The sequence below is a fragment of the Rhodoferax sp. TS-BS-61-7 genome (assembly GCF_002943465.1).
Taxonomy (GTDB): domain Bacteria; phylum Pseudomonadota; class Gammaproteobacteria; order Burkholderiales; family Burkholderiaceae_C; genus Allorhodoferax.
On sequence record NZ_PTQY01000001.1, the window covers coordinates 1184600 to 1200993 of the forward strand.

16 protein-coding genes and 1 riboswitch are annotated in these 16394 nt (G+C 63.0%); of the genes, 12 read left to right on the top strand and 4 right to left on the bottom strand.

Annotated features, from left to right (window positions below):
• Positions 1-23: 23 nt before the first annotated feature.
• A riboswitch (yybP-ykoY riboswitch) is annotated at positions 24-222 on the top strand.
• A 4-nt stretch (positions 223-226) separates the two neighbouring features.
• Positions 227-787: a TMEM165/GDT1 family protein gene (locus C5F53_RS05605; protein ID WP_105260280.1), complete on the top strand. Its 561-nt coding sequence runs from the start codon at positions 227-229 to the stop codon at positions 785-787.
• A gap of 205 nt (positions 788-992) precedes the next feature.
• Here C5F53_RS05605 and C5F53_RS05610 read toward each other — a convergent pair whose 3' ends face one another.
• The gene (locus C5F53_RS05610; protein WP_146097300.1) at positions 993-1277 is read right to left on the bottom strand and encodes a hypothetical protein; all 285 of its coding nucleotides are present in this window, start codon (positions 1275-1277) and stop codon (positions 993-995) included.
• A gap of 447 nt (positions 1278-1724) precedes the next feature.
• On the opposite strand from C5F53_RS05610, the gene C5F53_RS05615 reads away from it, so the two are divergent.
• The 10 genes from C5F53_RS05615 (at position 1725) to C5F53_RS05660 (ending at position 10723) form a co-directional block, all read left to right on the top strand.
• On the top strand, positions 1725-2039 hold the full coding sequence (locus tag C5F53_RS05615) for a type II toxin-antitoxin system RelB/DinJ family antitoxin (RefSeq protein WP_105260282.1): 315 nt from the start codon (positions 1725-1727) through the stop codon (positions 2037-2039).
• Positions 1981-2304 (top strand): type II toxin-antitoxin system YafQ family toxin, encoded by a 324-nt coding sequence (locus C5F53_RS05620; protein WP_105260283.1) that lies wholly within the window; start codon positions 1981-1983, stop codon positions 2302-2304. The genes C5F53_RS05615 and C5F53_RS05620 overlap by 59 nt, the downstream gene beginning before the upstream one ends.
• A 48-nt stretch (positions 2305-2352) precedes the next feature.
• A complete protein-coding gene (locus C5F53_RS05625) occupies positions 2353-2808 on the top strand; it encodes a type I restriction endonuclease (RefSeq protein WP_105260284.1) in 456 nt (151 codons plus the stop codon).
• 148 nt (positions 2809-2956) lie between these two features.
• Complete coding sequence (locus C5F53_RS05630) at positions 2957-4189, top strand: homoserine O-acetyltransferase (protein ID WP_105260285.1); 1233 nt, start codon at positions 2957-2959, stop codon at positions 4187-4189.
• Positions 4186-4767 (top strand): methionine biosynthesis protein MetW, encoded by a 582-nt coding sequence (gene metW, locus C5F53_RS05635; RefSeq protein ID WP_105260286.1) that lies wholly within the window; start codon positions 4186-4188, stop codon positions 4765-4767. Before C5F53_RS05630 ends, metW begins: the two co-directional genes overlap by 4 nt.
• Positions 4768-4793: 26 nt before the next feature.
• Complete coding sequence (gene otnI, locus C5F53_RS05640; RefSeq protein WP_105260287.1) at positions 4794-5621, top strand: 2-oxo-tetronate isomerase; 828 nt, start codon at positions 4794-4796, stop codon at positions 5619-5621.
• Between the two features lie 76 nt (positions 5622-5697).
• A complete protein-coding gene (locus C5F53_RS05645; RefSeq protein WP_105260288.1) occupies positions 5698-7158 on the top strand; it encodes a M20/M25/M40 family metallo-hydrolase in 1461 nt (486 codons plus the stop codon).
• 15 nt (positions 7159-7173) lie between these two features.
• A complete protein-coding gene (locus C5F53_RS05650; protein WP_105260289.1) occupies positions 7174-8016 on the top strand; it encodes an alpha/beta hydrolase in 843 nt (280 codons plus the stop codon).
• Positions 8017-8057: 41 nt separating this feature from the next.
• Positions 8058-10130 carry a bifunctional diguanylate cyclase/phosphodiesterase gene (locus tag C5F53_RS05655; protein ID WP_105260290.1) on the top strand — a complete coding sequence of 691 codons (2073 nt, stop codon included), beginning with the start codon at positions 8058-8060 and terminating at the stop codon, positions 10128-10130.
• Positions 10127-10723: a chalcone isomerase family protein gene (locus tag C5F53_RS05660; RefSeq protein ID WP_105260291.1), complete on the top strand. Its 597-nt coding sequence runs from the start codon at positions 10127-10129 to the stop codon at positions 10721-10723. The genes C5F53_RS05655 and C5F53_RS05660 overlap by 4 nt, the downstream gene beginning before the upstream one ends.
• A gap of 3 nt (positions 10724-10726) precedes the next feature.
• Here the strand turns inward: C5F53_RS05660 and C5F53_RS05665 are convergent, their stop codons facing one another.
• From C5F53_RS05665 to C5F53_RS05675, 3 genes are all read right to left on the bottom strand, one after another.
• A complete protein-coding gene (locus C5F53_RS05665; RefSeq protein ID WP_105260292.1) occupies positions 10727-11896 on the bottom strand; it encodes an MFS transporter in 1170 nt (389 codons plus the stop codon).
• Positions 11897-11923: 27 nt separating this feature from the next.
• Complete coding sequence (locus C5F53_RS05670; RefSeq protein WP_105260293.1) at positions 11924-12646, bottom strand: 16S rRNA (uracil(1498)-N(3))-methyltransferase; 723 nt, start codon at positions 12644-12646, stop codon at positions 11924-11926.
• 80 nt (positions 12647-12726) lie between these two features.
• The gene (locus tag C5F53_RS05675; RefSeq protein ID WP_105260294.1) at positions 12727-13881 is read right to left on the bottom strand and encodes an aminoglycoside phosphotransferase family protein; all 1155 of its coding nucleotides are present in this window, start codon (positions 13879-13881) and stop codon (positions 12727-12729) included.
• Between the two features lie 103 nt (positions 13882-13984).
• Between C5F53_RS05675 and C5F53_RS05680 the strand changes: the two genes are divergently transcribed.
• Positions 13985-16393 carry an LPS-assembly protein LptD gene (locus C5F53_RS05680; protein WP_105260295.1) on the top strand — a complete coding sequence of 803 codons (2409 nt, stop codon included), beginning with the start codon at positions 13985-13987 and terminating at the stop codon, positions 16391-16393.
• Position 16394: the final 1 nt, after the last annotated feature.

A 16394-nucleotide genomic window follows, 5' to 3' on the forward strand; every position in this document is an offset into this window, starting at 1 on the left:
CATGGCCTGGGAGGCTGGCGGCTACAATGGAGGCTGTCATTGGGGAGTAGCCGCCCTTCTTTATTGAGAGGGGCTTGCGTCAACAGACTTGTGGTGCCGGCAACGGTACCCATGGCGCAAGCAGGGCCCGTCACGCGGGTTTTGGCGAGACCTTTGACTGCACGCCTCTGATTTCGGCCGGGGGTGTCGTGCAGTCATTGGTAGGTCCCCGGCCATGGATCTCGTCATGGAAGCTTTTCTCCTCTCCACCGGTATCGTTGCGCTGGCCGAAATGGGCGACAAAACCCAGCTGCTCGCGCTCATCCTCGCCGCGCGTTTTCGCAAACCCTGGCCCATCGTCTGGGGCATCTTGGTGGCCACCGTGGCCAACCACGCCATGGCTGGCGCGCTGGGCGCCTGGGTCACCACGGTCATCGGCCCCACCACCCTGCGTTGGATTCTGGGTGCCTCTTTTATTGCCATGGCGGTGTGGATGTTGATCCCCGACACGCTGGACGACGAGGATACCGACGCGCAGCCGCGCTGGGGCGTATTCGGCACCACCGTCGTCGCTTTCTTTCTGGCCGAAATGGGCGACAAAACGCAGATCGCCACCGTCATGCTGGCTGCGCAGTACAACGCCTACTTCTGGGTGGTGGCCGGTACCACGCTGGGCATGATGCTGGCCAATGCGCCCGTGGTCTGGCTGGGCGAACGCATGACACGCTTGGTGCCGCTGCGTGTGGTGCACTTGGTGTCGGCGCTGATCTTTGTGGGGCTGGGTATCGCCGCCATCATATGGGGCTGATGCGCCGAGAACCACCCGCGACGCCCTGCTCCCCCGCCTGATCTCCGGCAAGCTGTCCGTGGACGCGCTGGACATCCGCTTTCCGCCGGGCATGGTGAACGTGGACGCCTAGTTCACTATGATTTTGATAGCTGCTCGCGCATATTCCACAAGGTCTAGGGGCCGATTTTCATGTAAATGAAGCCTCGCAAACAAGAAAACCCGCCTAGGCGGGTTTTCTTGTTTGGGCGACGGGTCTTTCAGCGGCTTTTTTCTGCTGTGCACGCGGAGCTGGTGCGGTAGTGGCTTCTTCTGCTTTGGCGCGCTGCACTTGCTCGGCATAGCCGCGGGCGATCATTTTCAGCTCGCTCGCAGCAAAGCGCTGGAGCACTTGGCGCATCAGGGTTTGGTAGCCCATGCCGCCGTTGATGGTGGCAATGTTCTTGAAGTCTTCAATCAGCGAGCCAGGCAGGCGGATAGAGATGAGCTTCAAGCCTAGGGCGTCGTTCACGGCGGTATCTGCGTTTGGCTCTGCTGTGGCTACTGATCGCGCATCAGCGCCCAGCAGTCGCTCGTCCCATGCTTTGGAGGTGCCCTTAATCTTCTTAGTTATTTTCATCTACGTGTATCTACAGAATGACTCCAGTCAAAAGTGGTTGAAATCCTCAAAAATCGCCCACTTAAGTGTGAATAGCTAGACAGAAATTATCGAAAAGATTCAGAATTCTAAGGATTTCCATCAATGTATGTATATACAAATTGTAAGGTCGGCTATCTGCAGCGTTAGCTATGAAAGTTGCTTTGTTGATGAAAGCACGTTTGTAGCTACAATGTGGCTACGTACTGCAAAAAAATTTCAAATCTAAATTCAATCAAACGCAATACTCAAAAACTAAACGACTAAACGACTAAACGACTAAACGACTAAACGACTAAACGACTAAACGACTAAACGACTATGCAAGCAGCAACGTATGGAAAGTCAGCCGAAGTCCGTTCGCGGATTGAGCCTGACTTGAAGAAACAATCTACCGAAGTGCTCGCCGATTTGGGTCTTGACCTGAGCGGTGCTATCCGGTTGTTTCTGCGGCAGGTGGTGGAGGTGGGGGGCTTGCCTTTCGAGGTACGCAAACCCACACCAGAAACGGTTGCGGCAATGATGGAGGCTCGCGCAATGTCGGCGGCGCGCTACGGCTCTGCGAAAGAACTTTTTGATGGTCTCGACAAACAAGCCGGCAAAGGCAAAGCGCGCGCCTCTGCCAAGAAAGGCTGATTACACGCGGCAATTTGGCAAAGATTGGGAGAAGCTGACTCACTCAGGCAAACAGGATATGAGGCGTCTCAAGGACGTCATGCTGCTCTTGATTGCCAATGAAGGGGCGCTACCAGCAGAGTGGCTAGACCATGAGCTGATTGGCGAATGGGCTGACCACCGTGAATGCCATGCCAAGGGTGATTTGCTGTTGATTTACAAACTGGAGGCAGACCACGTGATATTTGTTCGTGCTGGAACGCACTCTGAGTTGTTTGGCCGCTAGTCACGAGAGCCCGCTTCGGCGGGCTTTTTTGCGTCCTATCATTAATCCATGCCGAACTTCATCACCGAAGACAAGATCGAGCAGGCGCTGTTGCAGCGTTTGCAGCATGTGTGTGGCTTTGATGTGCTGGAGTGCTACACGGTCGATCCCGCCGACCTGAACTATGGCTCCGGTCGCTTGGACAAGCGCGATGTGCTGCTGCCCCAGCGGCTGCGTGAGGCAGCCATACGTCTGAATCCCGATGTGCCAGAGGCCACGGTGGATGCCGCATTGGCGCTACTGGCCGACCGGCGCCAAGCCATGAGCCTGGCGGCAGCCAACCGCGAGGTGGACAACTTGCTACGCAACGGCATACCGGTGCGCTTTGATGATGCGCAAGGCCGCCCGCAGCAGCAACAGCTGCGCCTGATCGATTTTGGGCCCGACGGGGCCAAGACCAACAAGTTTCTGGCGGTGACGCAGTTGTGGATCAAGTGCACCAGCCCCACCGCCTTGGCGGATTAGCCCCCGAAAATACCGCCGTTGCTATACTCACCGCTCACAGCGCCAATTTGCTCCAGCTTGCGGGCGCTTAATAAATACAGCTAAACACGGACCCGCCTTTTGGCATTGCAACCCGGCCCGCGTTTAGCGTTGCCGGGTTTTGTTTTTTATGCTGATTGCCACGCCCCAGTCCATGACCTTCGACGCGCCTTTGCAGTTGCAAAGCGGTGCGTCCATCCATGGCTACTCGCTGAGTTACGAGACCTACGGCACGCTCAATGCCGACAAGTCCAACGCCGTGCTGGTCTGTCATGCGCTCAACGCCTCGCACCACGTGGCGGGCGTCTACGCGGGCCAGGACAAGTCCGAGGGCTGGTGGGACAACATGATTGGCCCGGGCAAGTCGGTGGACACCAACAAGTTTTTTGTCATTGGCGTGAACAACCTGGGCTCCTGCTTCGGCTCCACCGGCCCCATGCACACCCACCCCGATACGGGCAAGGTCTATGGCGCCGATTTTCCGGTGGTCACGGTGGAAGACTGGGTCAATGCCCAGGCCCGCCTGCTCGATGCCTTGGGCATCCAGACCTTGGCCGCTGTGTTGGGTGGCAGCCTGGGTGGCATGCAGGCGCTGAGCTGGACGCTGCAGTACCCGGACCGCATGCGCCACGCCGTGGTGGTGGCCAGTGCGCCCAACCTCACGGCCGAGAACATTGCTTTCAACGAAGTGGCGCGCCGCGCCATCGTGACCGACCCGGACTTCCACGGCGGGAACTTCTACGAACACGGCGTCATCCCCAAGCGCGGCCTGCGCATCGCCCGCATGATTGGCCACATCACCTACCTCAGCGACGACGTGATGAACGAGAAGTTCGGTCGCGAACTCAAGGATACGGTGCTGGGCAGTGCCAGTGGCTACAAGTACAGCACCCAGGACGTGGAGTTCCAGATCGAGAGTTACCTGCGTTACCAGGGCGACAAGTTTGCCGAGTACTTTGATGCCAACACCTACCTGCTGATCACGCGCGCGCTGGATTACTTTGACCCGGCCAAGCCCTTTGGCGGTGACTTGAGCCAGGCCCTGGCACGCGCCACCTGCAAGTTCCTGCTTGTGAGTTTCACCACCGACTGGCGTTTCAGCCCCAAGCGCAGCCGCGAGGTGGTCAAGGCCCTGCTCGACAACCAGCGCGACGTGAGTTACGCCGAGATCGACGCGCCTCACGGACATGATGCTTTTTTGCTCGATGACGCCCGTTACATGGGCGTGATGCGCTCCTACTTTGATAGCATTGCACAGGAAGCAGAGGTATTTCCGCCGCCGGGCCGCCCCAAGGCGGAAAGCGCCCCCTTGGGGGGCAGCGCAGTACGCGCAGCGACAAGCGTGGGGGCACTCTCAGCATGACCGACCTGAACACCCTGCACGCGATTGCCAGTCTGGTGCCTGAAGGCTCTCGCGTGCTCGACCTGGGCTGTGGCGACGGCGCCCTGCTGGACCACCTGCAACGCGAACGCGGTTGCACGGGTTATGGCGTGGAGCTGGACGATGCCAATGTGCTGGCCTGCGTGCAGCGCGGCGTGAATGTGCTGCAGCTCAACCTGGACCAGGGCCTCACGGTCTTTGGCGATGCCAGCTTTGACGTGGTGCTGCAGATTGACACGCTGCAGCATTTGCGCAATGCCGAGACCATGCTCAAGGAAACGGCGCGTGTGGGCCGCGTGGGTATTGTGGCCTTCCCCAACTTTGCGCATTGGCCCAACCGCCTGAGCATTTTGAAGGGTCGCATGCCGGTGACCAAACGCCTGCCCTACCAGTGGTACGACACGCCCAACATCCGCGTCGGCACGCATGCCGATCTGGCCCTGCTGGCGCAGCGCAATGGCCTGCGGGTGCTCGACAGCTTTGGTCTGCAAGACGGACGCACCGTGCGCTTTGCGCCGAATCTGCGCGCCGGTACCTCGGTCTACAAGCTGGCCCGCTGAATGCTGCGCTGAACCCACGACCTGCCATGCCCCGCTTTGCCGCCAACCTGAGTTTTCTGTACAACGAGCTGCCGTTCCTGGAGCGCTTTGCCGCGGCGGCTGAAGATGGCTTTGCGGGTGTGGAGTTTCTGTTTCCCTACGCGTGGACCGCGGGCGAGATTGACCAGGTCCTGCGGCAGGCCGGTCTGCAGCAAGTGCTGCTCAATGCGCCGCCGGGAGGCGCCGACCTGACCAGCATGGCCAGCGCCTGGGACCGCGGTGAACGCGGCACGGCCTGCCTGCCGGGGCGCGAGGCGGAGTTTCGCGCGGGGATTACCGAGGCCTTGCGTTATGCCCAGATCCTGCAATGCCCGCGCATCCATGTGATGGCCGGGCTGGTGCCGCAGGGGGCGGATGTCGCGGCCCTGCACGCCTGCTATGTGCACAACCTGCGCTGGGCCGCAGAGCAGGCGGCAGCGCAGGGCTGCACCCTGCTCATCGAACCTATCAACCCACGCGACATGCCGGGTTACTTTTTGCGCCAGCAGGCCCAGGCGCATGCCGTGGTGGCGGAGGTTGGGGCGGCCAACCTGCAGGTGCAGATGGACCTGTACCACTGCCAGGTGACGGAGGGCGATGTGGCCAGCAAGCTGCGCCAGTACCTGCCCACGGGCGCCGTGGGCCATATTCAGATTGCCAGTGTGCCCGAGCGGCAGGAGCCGGATGCGGGTGAGCTGAACTACGGCTACCTGTTGGCGCTGGTCGACAGCCTGGGCTACGCCGGCTGGGTGGGCTGTGAATACCGGCCCCGCGGCGGGGCGACGCTGGGCGCCACCCGTGCCGGTTTGCGCTGGCGCAAAACGGTCTCGCCCTGAGGGTTTGTGAGAGCCGGAATGGGCCGCGCCCATGGCATGATGGTGCTTTACCAATTTTGCCCATCAGGAGTTCGACATGAACGCCCGCGTACCGTCCGCCGCCTTGAATGCGCCACAAGCGCTGGAGCAAGTCAGCCAAGCCTGGGACCGTGACATTGTTCACCGCTTGGAGGACTACATCCGCATCCCCGCCAAGTCCCCCATGTTCGATGCCGACTGGGCCAGCGGCGGGTATCTGGAAACGGTGGTGCGCAACACCGCACAATGGATCGAGGCGCAGAAGGTGCCCGGCCTCACCCTCGAAGTGGTGCGTCTGGAAGGCCGCACCCCGGTGCTGTTTTTTGAAGTGGCGGCCAGCGGAAGCACTTCCAACCAGACCGTGCTGATGTACGGCCACCTGGACAAACAACCCGAGTTTTCCGGCTGGCGCAACGACCTGGGCCCCTGGACCCCCAAATACGAAGACGGCAAGTTGTATGGCCGCGGTGGTGCCGACGATGGGTATGCCGCCTATGCCGCCATTGCTGCGCTACAAGCCCTCAAGAGCCAGAACGTGGCGCACCCGCGGGTGGTCGGTTTGATTGAAACTTGCGAGGAAAGCGGCTCGTACGACCTGCTGCCCTACATTGACATCCTCAAGCCCCGCCTGGGCGACGTGGGCTTGGTGGTGTGCCTGGATTCTGGTGCCGGTAACTACGACCAGCTCTGGCTCACGAACAGCCTGCGTGGCATGGCCAGTGGTGTGCTCAAGGTGGAGATCCTCACCGAAGGGATCCACTCGGGCGACGCCAGTGGCCTGGTGCCGTCGAGCTTTCGCATCATGCGCCAGGTACTGGACCGGCTGGAAGACAGCAAAACCGGCCGCCTGTTGCCACAGAGTTTCCACTGCGAGGTGCCGGGCGAGCGCTTGCAGCAGGCGCAGGCCACGGCCGCCATTCTGGGCGACGAGCTGTTCAAGCGCTTCCCTTGGGCGCACTACGACTGCGGCGGTGCCACCACTTTCGCCCTGCCTACCACCACCGACCCGTTGGAAGCCTTGCTCAAGCGCACCTGGCAACCCACGCTTAGCGTGACCGGGGCCGACGGTTTCCCGGAACTCAAGAATGCCGGCAATGTGCTGCGCCCCTACACCGCCTTTAAATTGAGCCTGCGCCTGCCCCCGCTGGTGGAGGCCGCAACGGCCGTGCAGGAGCTCAAGGCCCTACTCGAAGACAACGCGCCTTACCAGGCCAAAGTCACCTTTGAAGGCATGTCCAGCGCCACCGGCTGGAACGCCCCCGACACCGCACCCTGGTTCGAGGCCGCGCTCAACGAGGCTTCGCAAGCGCACTTTGGCGCGCCCTGTGGCCACATCGGCCAGGGCGGCACCATTCCGCTCATGAATATGCTGTCCAAAGGCTTTCCCAAAGCGCAGATGATGGTCTGTGGCGTGCTGGGCCCCAAGAGCAATGCCCACGGGCCCAACGAGTTTTTGCACGTTCCCTATGCCAAGAAGCTCACCGCGGCCGTGGCCCAGGTGATTTCCCGTTTCCCCTGAACCACGGACCCCTGTATGTGCGCTGACACCACCCTCACTACCTTCGTGGCCAGCGATGGCGATAACGTGGTCATCCAGGACTGGCCGCTGGAGTCTGGCGTGCGCCTGCGCGGCGTGGTCATTCTTGTGCACGGCCTGGGCGAGCATGCTGGCCGTTACGACCACGTGGCGCACCAGCTCAATGCCTGGGGTTTTGCCGTGCGCGGTTACGACCAGTGCGGCCATGGTGAGTCGGGTGGCGCACCCGGCAGCCTGCCCAATGACACCCGCCTGCTGGACGACCTGGCCGATATTGTGGACAGCACCCGCGCCCGCATGGACAAAGGTACGCCGTTGATTGTGTTGGGCCACAGCATGGGCGGCCTAGTAGCGGGGCGTTTTGTGTCGCTGGGCATGCGCCCGGTGGATGCGCTGGTGATGTCCTCGCCCGCGCTGAACCCGGGGCTTAGCGCGTTCCAAAAGCTGCTGGTGGCAGTGTTACCCAAGTTGTTCCCCAACCTGCGCGTGGGCAATGGCCTGAACGCCAGCTATATCTCGCACGACCCGGCTGTGGTGGCCGCTTACCAGTCCGACAAGCTGGTGCACGACCGCATCTCCGCACGCCTGGCCCGGTTTATTGCCACGGCCGGCCCGGCCACCGTGGCCCTGGCACCCCAATGGAAGGTGCCCACGCTGCTGATGTATGCGGGGGACGACCGCCTGGTCCAGCCACAAGGCAGCCGCGACTTTGCCGCCGCGGCACCCCAGGCGCTGGTGACCACGCACTGTTTTGAAGGCCTGTACCACGAGATCTTCAACGAGCTGGACGCGGCGCCTGTATTTGCAGCCTTGCGCCAATGGCTGGACCAGCGGTTTTGAGCCTGGCACTGCCTGTGCTTATCTGAGTGCCACACGCCCCTATGAACCGTTTCCCCCTGAGCTTCTCCAGTCTGCGTGCCCGTTGGCGTGCCGGTTTGCCTTTGCGTTACACCATGATGGTGGTGGTGGTGGTGGGTGTGACCCTGCCGGCCCTGCTGCTGCTGACGCTGGAGCAGGAGTTGGCGGAGAAATCCCAGAAGGCCTTGCTGGCCCAGAGCGAAACCGCGCTCATGAAGATCGGCAGCGTGTCGATTGCCGAACCCATGTGGGTGGTGGACCGGGTGGCGCTGGACGCTGCGGCCGTGCGCCTGCTGGAGAGCCCGCAGGTGGTGGCCGTGCGCATCGAGGACGGCCTCGCCAACACCCCCGAGCTGGAGCGGGTGCGGCCCGATTACGGCAAAACCCTGGCCACCGAAACCGCCGCCGGCAGCCTCACACGGCGCACCCAGACCGTGGTGCGTTCGGGCGAGGTGCTGGGCACGTTGGTGGTGTGGTTTGACGCCACCTACGGCCAGGGCCTGTTGCAGGCGCGGCGCAGCCAGATGCTGTCGCTGGTGGCGCTGCAAGTGCTGGCGATTTTGGCGGTGTTGATGCCGGTGCTGGTCTCGCGCGTGCTGCGCCCGATTGAGCGGCTCAAGGAGCAGGCCTCGGCCCTGCTGGACCATGGACAGGACAGTACTGTGGACCGGGCCCGTTTTGTCTGGCGCCGCCAGGACGAACTGGGCCTGCTGGGCCGCCACTTGGGCCGCGTGCAGGAAGAGCTGCGCACCCTGTTTGGCCAGCTGGGCACCAAAAACGCCCAGCTGCAGCAGATGGCTTTTTACGACCAGCTCACTGGACTGCCCAACCGCGCCCTGTTCATCGACTTGGTGCAACGCGAGATGCTGCAGGCCCACCGCAGCCAGCAGCAGTTCGGCATCTTTTTTATCGACCTGGACCGCTTCAAGGCGGTTAACGACTCCATGGGCCATGCCGCTGGCGACGAGTTGTTGATCGAGGTGGCGCGCCGCCTGCGCGACACGCTGCGCGAGGTGGACGTGGTGTGCCGCCAGAGCGGTGACGAGTTTTTGGTGATGGTGAGCGACATCGACCACTGGGAGTCGCTGGGCGAAATGGCCGAGCGCATTTTGCGCGTGGTGGAAGAGCCGGTGCAACTGGCCAACACTACGGTGCGGGTGTCCGCCAGCATCGGCATTGCGCTGTTCCCCGAAGATGCGCAGGACTTTGAAACCCTGGTCAAACACGCCGACATTGCGGTCTACCAGGCCAAGACCCTGGGCCGCGCGCGCTACAGCTTCTTCCACTCCGAACTCAACTTCCGCCTGCAGGCCAGCCTGGAGCTGGAGCAACAACTGGCCCATGCCATCGCGCATGGCGAGCTGGTCCTGCACTACCAGCCGCAGGTGGACGCGATGACCGGCCGCTTGGTGGCTGTGGAAGCGTTGGTGCGCTGGCAACACCCGACGCGGGGCCTGCTGCTGCCCGGGCAATTCATTGGCCTGGCCGAAGAGTCCGGCAAGATTGCCGAGATGGGGGTGTGGACCCTGCGCGAGGCCTGCCGCCAACTGGCGGACTGGAAGGCGCGCGGCATCCACGTCGGCAATATGGCGGTCAACGTCTCGGCCCTGGAGTTCCGGGACCACCGCCTGCTCGACAGCCTGCAGGCCGCACTGGCCGCCAGCGGTATTGCGCCCAATGAGCTGGAGATCGAGATCACCGAAAGTGTGCTGATGGCCGAGACCGAAACCAGCCAGCGCATCATCGAGCGCCTGCGTCAGCTCGGTGTCGGGATTGCCATCGATGATTTCGGTACCGGTTATTCCTCGCTCGCCTACCTCAAGCGCCTGCGGCCCAACCAACTCAAGATCGACCGCTCGTTTGTCAACGATGCGGACGTGGACAGCGACTCACGCGCCATCGTGCGCGGTGTCGTGGGGCTGGCCAATGCGCTGGGCCTCAATGTGGTAGCCGAAGGCGTAGAGACGGTCGAACAACAAGCATTTTTACGGGAGAGTGGCTGCCACACCCTGCAGGGGTATTACATCGCGCGACCGCTGGCGGTGGACGCCCTGGAGGTGTGGATGGCAGCCCGCCATAACAAGGAGACTGCATGATGAAACCCCTTCCCAGCCAATTACGGCACACCCTGCTGATTGGCGCCCTGTTCTGCGCTTGCACGGCATTGCAAGTGCAGGCCGCCACCACGGTCACCAGCACCTTTGCCCCCACCCAGGTGGTGCAGGGCACCTCACTGTCGCTCAACGGCATGGGCACGCGTTACAAGGCCATTTTTAAGGTCTATGACATGGCGATCTACACCCCTAGCAAGGTGGCCACGCCCGAGGCGCTGCTGGCTTTGCCAGGCCCCAAACGCCTGAATTTTGTGGCGCTGCGCGATGTGCCTGGCACCGATCTGGGCTTGGCCTTTATCAAGGGCCTGAACAGCAATTCATCGCCGGAGCTGGTGCAAAAACACACGGCGTCCAGCACCCGCCTGATCGAGATTTTTTCCGGCAAACCCAAGTTGGTGAGCGGCGACACCTTTGCCATGGAATACGTGCCGGGCAAGGGCACCACGTTTTACATCCAGGGCCAGCCCCAAGGCGCTCCCGTGGGAGACACCGAGTTTTTCAACATGGTGCTCAAGATCTGGGTCGGCCCGGCGCCCGCCGATTTCAAACTCAAAGATGCTTTGTTAGGCCAGTAAGCCTTAGGCGGCGGTGCGGCGCTGGTGCAAAGCCAGCCACAGCAGGGCCGCGCCGGTCAGCAGCACCAGGGGCAGCGAGCCCAGGTTGAGCCAGGTCCAGCCGCTGGTCACCACCAGCGCGCCGGACGCCAGCGAGCTCAGCGCCATCACCGCAAACACGGCAAAGTTGATAGCCGCCTGGGCCCGGTCTTTTTCCTCGGGCCGGTACGCCGCCAGCGACAGCGTGGTGCTGCCGGTGAACAGGAAGTTCCAGCCCACCCCGAGCAGGAACAGCGCGATGGTGAACTGGTGCAGCTCCACACCGGTGAGCGCCACCGCAATACACAACAGGTTCAGCAATACACCCACACCCATGATGGGGAGGGTGCCGAAGCGTTTGATCAGGTGGCCGGTGAAAAAACCTGGCGCAAACATGCCGATCACATGCCACTCCAGCACAAAAGCCGCATCGTCAAAACCCAGGCCACATTGCTGCATGGCCAGTGGCGTGGCCGCCATCAGCAAGTTCATGACGCCGTACCCCAGCGCGGCGCAGATACAGGCCACCATAAAGGCCGGCTGGCGTGCAATCTCCCAGAGCGGGCGGCCCCGCAGCGTCTGGGCGGTAGGCGGCTGGTGCGCCGGAAACTGCACAAACGCCATCAGCAGCATGGCCAGCAGGGCCACACCGGCCAGCACCACGTAGGCGCCGGCAAACGGCACCTCCAGCAGCGTGCGGGTGCGCGCCGCCAGGTTGGGCCCGGCAACGGCGCCGATCAAACCACCGGCCAGCACCAGCGACACGGCTTTTTCGCGGAACGCGGGCAGCGCCAGTTCGGCGGCCGCAAAGCGGTAGAGCTGGCCGTTGGCGCTGTAATAACCCGCCACCACGGTGGCGGCCACCAGCCACCAAAACTGCTTCTCGGCCACGGCCCAGGCACCCAGCAGCGCAGAGACCACGGCCACCGCCAGTCCAATCTGGAAGGAGATACGCCGCCCATAACGCGCCTGGGTCTGCGCCACCAGTGGCGTGGCCAGTGCCCCGCCCACCACATACCCCATGACGGGCAGTGTCGCCATCCAGCCATAAGGGGCGAGTGCTAGCCCCACCAGGCCGTTGATGGCGATGAAGGTGACGTTGTTGGTAAGGAACAGTCCCTGGCACAGGGCCAGCAGCCAGAGGTTGCGGTTCATGGGGGCGCGCCCGAAGGAGTGGTGGGATTAGGGCAGCAGTGCCAGGGTGGTGAGTGCGGCCAAAGCAGCAGTTTCCGCACGCAGTATGCGCGGCCCCAGTGACACGGGGGCAAAGCCCTGGGCCAGCGCCAGGTCTTCTTCGGCGGGGCCCAGGCCCCCTTCGGGGCCCGAAAGGAACATGGCCTCTTGCGTGGGCGTCTTGGCATGTAATGCCACGCTGCCTTCGCGCAACGACAGCAGCAGGCGCTGGGAATCATCGGTGGTGGGCAGGGTCTTGAGCCACTGCGCCAGCGTGAGCACCGGGTGCACCGTGGGCACGCGGTTGCCGCCGCACTGTTCGCAGGCGGAGATGGCCACGCTTTGCCAGTGCGCCACTTTTTTCTCGGCGCGTTCACCACTGAGGCGCAGCACGCTGCGCTCGGTCATCAGCGGCTGGATGCTGGCCACGCCGAGTTCGGTGGCTTTTTCCACCAGCCAGTCCATGCGGTCATTGGCCGGCATGCCCACGGCCAGGTGCACGCGGCGGGTGGGTTCGCGTTCGGTGGCGCGGTGGGTGCCCACTTGCACCTGCACATCGCTGCGGCCCATGCGGGTGACGGTGGCGTCGAACTCTTCGGTGCTTTCGCCGTTGAACAGCGTGATGGCATCGCCCGGCTGCAGGCGCAGCACTTGCACATGGCGCGCCGCACCGGCAGGCAGCTCCAGCAGGGCGTTAGTCACCAGCGGCGTGGGGCAGTAGAAGCGGGGCATGGGGCTATTTTGCTATTAAATCAGGAGCTGTTTGCGCAATATCCACGGGGTCTAGAGGTCAATTTTGCTTATAAACTGCGTTATGAGCGACCAAAGACGAAGGCCGTGGGTATTTCGATGCCCTCGATGTTCTCCACCAGACGCAGCAGGGGTTTGAGCTGCATGTAGCGGCCACAGGTGCTGCGGATGTAGTCGATAAAACGCGGCGTGTCGGCCAGGTACTTGGGTTTGCCGTCGCGCAGCGTCAGGCGCGCAAAGATGCCCGCGATCTTGAGGTGGCGCTGCAGGCCCATCCACTCCACGCCACGGTAGAACTCGCCAAAGTCGTCGCCCACGGGCAGGCCGGCCTTGCGCGCTTTTTCCCAGTAGCGGATGGTCACGTCCAGGCAAAAACTTTCGTCCCAGCTCAGGAAGGCGTCGCGCATCAAGCTGGCGATGTCGTAGGTGATGGGGCCGTAGACGGCGTCCTGGAAATCTAGCACGCCCAGGGTGGTTGCGTCCAGCTTGGGGGGCAGGCCGTCCAAGGGGACCATCAGGTTACGCGGCATGAAGTCGCGGTGCACATAGACGCTGGGCCAAGAGAGGTTGTTTTCGATCAACAACGCAAAAGTATCGTCCAGCACCTTGCGCTGGGCCGCATCGAGCGTAACTTGGCGGTGTCCGGCGACGTACCACTGGGGGAACAGCTCCAGCTCGCGCAGTAGCAGCGCGTGGTCGTAGGGGGGCAGCACGTTGGGTTGGGAGGCCAACTGCCACTGCACCAGCGTGTCCACCGCGCCCAGGTAAAGGTCCAGCGGCGGGGCGCTGAGTGCCTGGCCGGTGGCGCTGAAGGTGGGGTTCAGGTCGCCGCGGGCGTCCATCAGCTGCATCATGGTCAGCGTGCCCAGGTCGCTCAGCAGCATGAAACCGTGGGCCTGGTCCCAGTCCAGGATGTCGGGCGCGCGCAAACCTGCTTGTGCCAAAAGTTTGGCGATGTCCACAAAGGGCTGGCAATTTTCCTTGTCGGGTGGCGCGTCCATGATGACCCGCGTGCCGCTGGGGCCCTGCACCCGGAAATAACGGCGAAAGCTGGCATCGGCCGAGGCCAGGCCCAGGGTGCTGGGATCGAGCTGGTGGGTGGCCTGCACCTGGTCAAACCAGGTGGCAAACAGGGCTTGGCGCTGCGGGTCGGCCCAATGGATGTCGGTGGCGGGTGCGGCGGGGGCGTTCGGGGGAAGGGCGGTGCTTGGGCTCATGGATAATCCATTCTACAAAGCCCCTTGGCGGCGCCTGCGGGCACCTGTCCTTGACGGGCTGTTTCTTCGAACCGATTTGCCGACCGACCCTGCGCTCCGCCCCATGCGTTTTTCTCCGCGCGACCTGCCTTGCAGGCCGCTCCCCTGCCTGCCCCCGCTGACCCGCCTGGTTGCCCTGGTGGCCCTGGCGTGCGTGCAGATGGCGGCGCAGGCCCAGCAGGAGTCGCCCGCCGCAGAGGGCCCCGAGGCAGAGCCCGCCCGCCTGACCGCAAGCCCCAAGCTCGTAGAGTCCTTGTCGCCGGCCCAGCGCAACGAGGCGCCGACCTTCTTGATGGGTGAACGCATCTCGGGCCGCCCGGACCTGGAGACGGTGGTGGAAGGCCAGGCGGAATTGCGCAAGCCCGGCACCGTTATCAAGGCGGACCGGCTGGAGTACAACGCGGCCACCGACCGCGCCAAGGCGAGCGGCAATGTGCGCATCAACCGCGGTGGCAATGTGTTTGAAGGCCCGCTGTTGGAGCTCCAGGTGGAGACCTTTGAGGGCTTTTTTGTGGAGCCGCGTTACCAGTTTCTGCAGGGTGATGCCCATGGCGAGGCCAGCCGTGCCGACTTTGTGGACGCCAACACCACCGTGGTCCACAACGCCACCTACACCACCTGCCGGCGCAAGCCCGGCCCGGGCTGGATGCCCGATTGGGTGCTGAAGGCGGCGAACATCGAGTTTGACAGTGGTGAGGACGTGGGCATTGCCCACGGGGGCTACCTGAGCTTCAAGGACGTGCCCATCCTGCCGGTGCCGGCGATCAGTTTTCCGCTGAGCGACAAACGCAAGTCCGGCGTGCTGCCGCCCACCATTGGCGCGGACAGCGTGAACGGAACGCAGCTCAGCGTGCCGTATTACTGGAACATTGCCCCCAACCGCGACGCGACCATCACGCCCACGCTGATGACGGCGCGGGGCGTCGATCTGGGCGGCGAATTCCGTTACCTCGAACCCACCTACGCGGGCGTGTTGCGCGCCAATTACATGCCCAGCGACAAGCTGCGCAGTGCCGACCGCTGGGGTGCATCGGTCAACCAGACCGGCACCTGGGACACCGGCTGGCCTGAGGTGGGATCGGTGACTTACCTGCTGAATGTGAACCGGGTGAGTGACGACAACTACTGGCGCGACTTCACGGGTTCCTCCAACGGCACGCTGACGCAGCGCCTGTTGCCCAGCAATGGGTCCGTGAGCTGGTCGCAGGGCCCCTACAGCCTGAGTGCCAGCGTGCTGAAGTGGCAGACCTTGCAGGACCCTACGGCTCCGATTGTTCCGCCCTACGACCGCGTGCCCCAGTTGGTGGCCAGTTACACGCAGACCAATGACCATGGATTCGATTGGTCCTTGCAGGGTGACTTCACGCAGTTTGAGGCGGACCGCACACTGACGCTGCAACCCAACGCGCAACGTGTGGTTGGACTGGCCCAGGTCAGCTACCCCTGGCTGGGCTCGGCCGGTTTTGTGGTGCCCAAGTTGCAGCTGCACACGGCGGCCTACCAGTTTGATGCCATGTTGGCCGACGGCACCCGCTCGGCCGACAGCACCGTGCCCACCTTCAGTCTGGATGCGGGTCTGGTGTTTGAGCGTGACACCAGCTACTGGGGCCAAAACATGGTGCAGACCCTGGAGCCACGCCTGTTTTATGTGCGCACCCCCTACCGCAACCAGAGCTTGCTGCCCAATTACGACACCGGCGCCAACGACTTCAACTTCGCCACCATCTTCACCGAGAACGCCTATGGCGGGCACGACAAAATTTCGGACAACAACCTGCTCACCTTCGGGCTGACGACACGGTTCCTGGACGCCAGCACGGGCGCGCAGTTGGCGCGTTTTGGCATCGCACAACGGTTCCGGTTTGAAGACCAGCTGGTGACCCTCACCCCCACCACAGAACCGGCCCGTGCGGGCTTTAGTGATGTGCTTTTGGGGGCCGGGGTGAATCTGAATGAGCGCTGGGCGCTGGACTCGACGGTGCAGTACAACGCGCGTACCGACAGATCGGTGCGCTCCACCGTCGGAGCACGTTACAGCCCGAGCAGCTACCGGGTGCTGAATGCGGCCTACCGTTTCCAGCGCGACGTGAGTGAACAGGTGGATGTGAGCTGGCAGTGGCCCCTCAACGACCTCTGGGGCGACCGCGGCCAGGACCTGGGGGCAGGCCGCGGCCAGGGCGAAGGCCGCTACTACGCTGTGGGACGCATGAACTACAGCATGAACGAACGCCGGCTGGTCGACACGCTTTTGGGCGTCGAGTACGATGCGGGCTGCTGGCTGGCGCGGGTGGTGGTGGGCCGGGTGCAGACCAGTACCTCCTCGGCCACCGAGAGCATCAAATTTGAGCTGGAGTTTGTGGGTTTCACCCGCCTGGGTGTGAGCCCGCTGCAGAGCCTGAAATCCAATATCTCACGCTACCAGAACTTGCGTGACGCCGGCGGCTCCAACAGCCGCTTCAGTAACTACGATTGAG

What these genes read in the sequence shown, in the direction of transcription:
- C5F53_RS05605 (WP_105260280.1), top strand. Translation starts at nt 227, where the DNA reads ATGGAAGCTTTTCTCCTCTCCACCGGTATCGTTGCGCTGGCCGAAATG.
- C5F53_RS05615 (WP_105260282.1), top strand. Translation starts at nt 1,725, where the DNA reads ATGCAAGCAGCAACGTATGGAAAGTCAGCCGAAGTCCGTTCGCGGATT.
- C5F53_RS05620 (WP_105260283.1), top strand. Translation starts at nt 1,981, where the DNA reads ATGGTCTCGACAAACAAGCCGGCAAAGGCAAAGCGCGCGCCTCTGCCA.
- C5F53_RS05625 (WP_105260284.1), top strand. Translation starts at nt 2,353, where the DNA reads ATGCCGAACTTCATCACCGAAGACAAGATCGAGCAGGCGCTGTTGCAG.
- C5F53_RS05630 (WP_105260285.1), top strand. Translation starts at nt 2,957, where the DNA reads ATGCTGATTGCCACGCCCCAGTCCATGACCTTCGACGCGCCTTTGCAG.
- metW (WP_105260286.1), top strand. Translation starts at nt 4,186, where the DNA reads ATGACCGACCTGAACACCCTGCACGCGATTGCCAGTCTGGTGCCTGAA.
- otnI (WP_105260287.1), top strand. Translation starts at nt 4,794, where the DNA reads ATGCCCCGCTTTGCCGCCAACCTGAGTTTTCTGTACAACGAGCTGCCG.
- C5F53_RS05645 (WP_105260288.1), top strand. Translation starts at nt 5,698, where the DNA reads ATGAACGCCCGCGTACCGTCCGCCGCCTTGAATGCGCCACAAGCGCTG.
- C5F53_RS05650 (WP_105260289.1), top strand. Translation starts at nt 7,174, where the DNA reads ATGTGCGCTGACACCACCCTCACTACCTTCGTGGCCAGCGATGGCGAT.
- C5F53_RS05655 (WP_105260290.1), top strand. Translation starts at nt 8,058, where the DNA reads ATGAACCGTTTCCCCCTGAGCTTCTCCAGTCTGCGTGCCCGTTGGCGT.
- C5F53_RS05660 (WP_105260291.1), top strand. Translation starts at nt 10,127, where the DNA reads ATGATGAAACCCCTTCCCAGCCAATTACGGCACACCCTGCTGATTGGC.
- C5F53_RS05665 (WP_105260292.1), bottom strand. Translation starts at nt 11,896, where the DNA reads ATGAACCGCAACCTCTGGCTGCTGGCCCTGTGCCAGGGACTGTTCCTT.
- C5F53_RS05670 (WP_105260293.1), bottom strand. Translation starts at nt 12,646, where the DNA reads ATGCCCCGCTTCTACTGCCCCACGCCGCTGGTGACTAACGCCCTGCTG.
- C5F53_RS05675 (WP_105260294.1), bottom strand. Translation starts at nt 13,881, where the DNA reads ATGAGCCCAAGCACCGCCCTTCCCCCGAACGCCCCCGCCGCACCCGCC.
- C5F53_RS05680 (WP_105260295.1), top strand. Translation starts at nt 13,985, where the DNA reads ATGCGTTTTTCTCCGCGCGACCTGCCTTGCAGGCCGCTCCCCTGCCTG.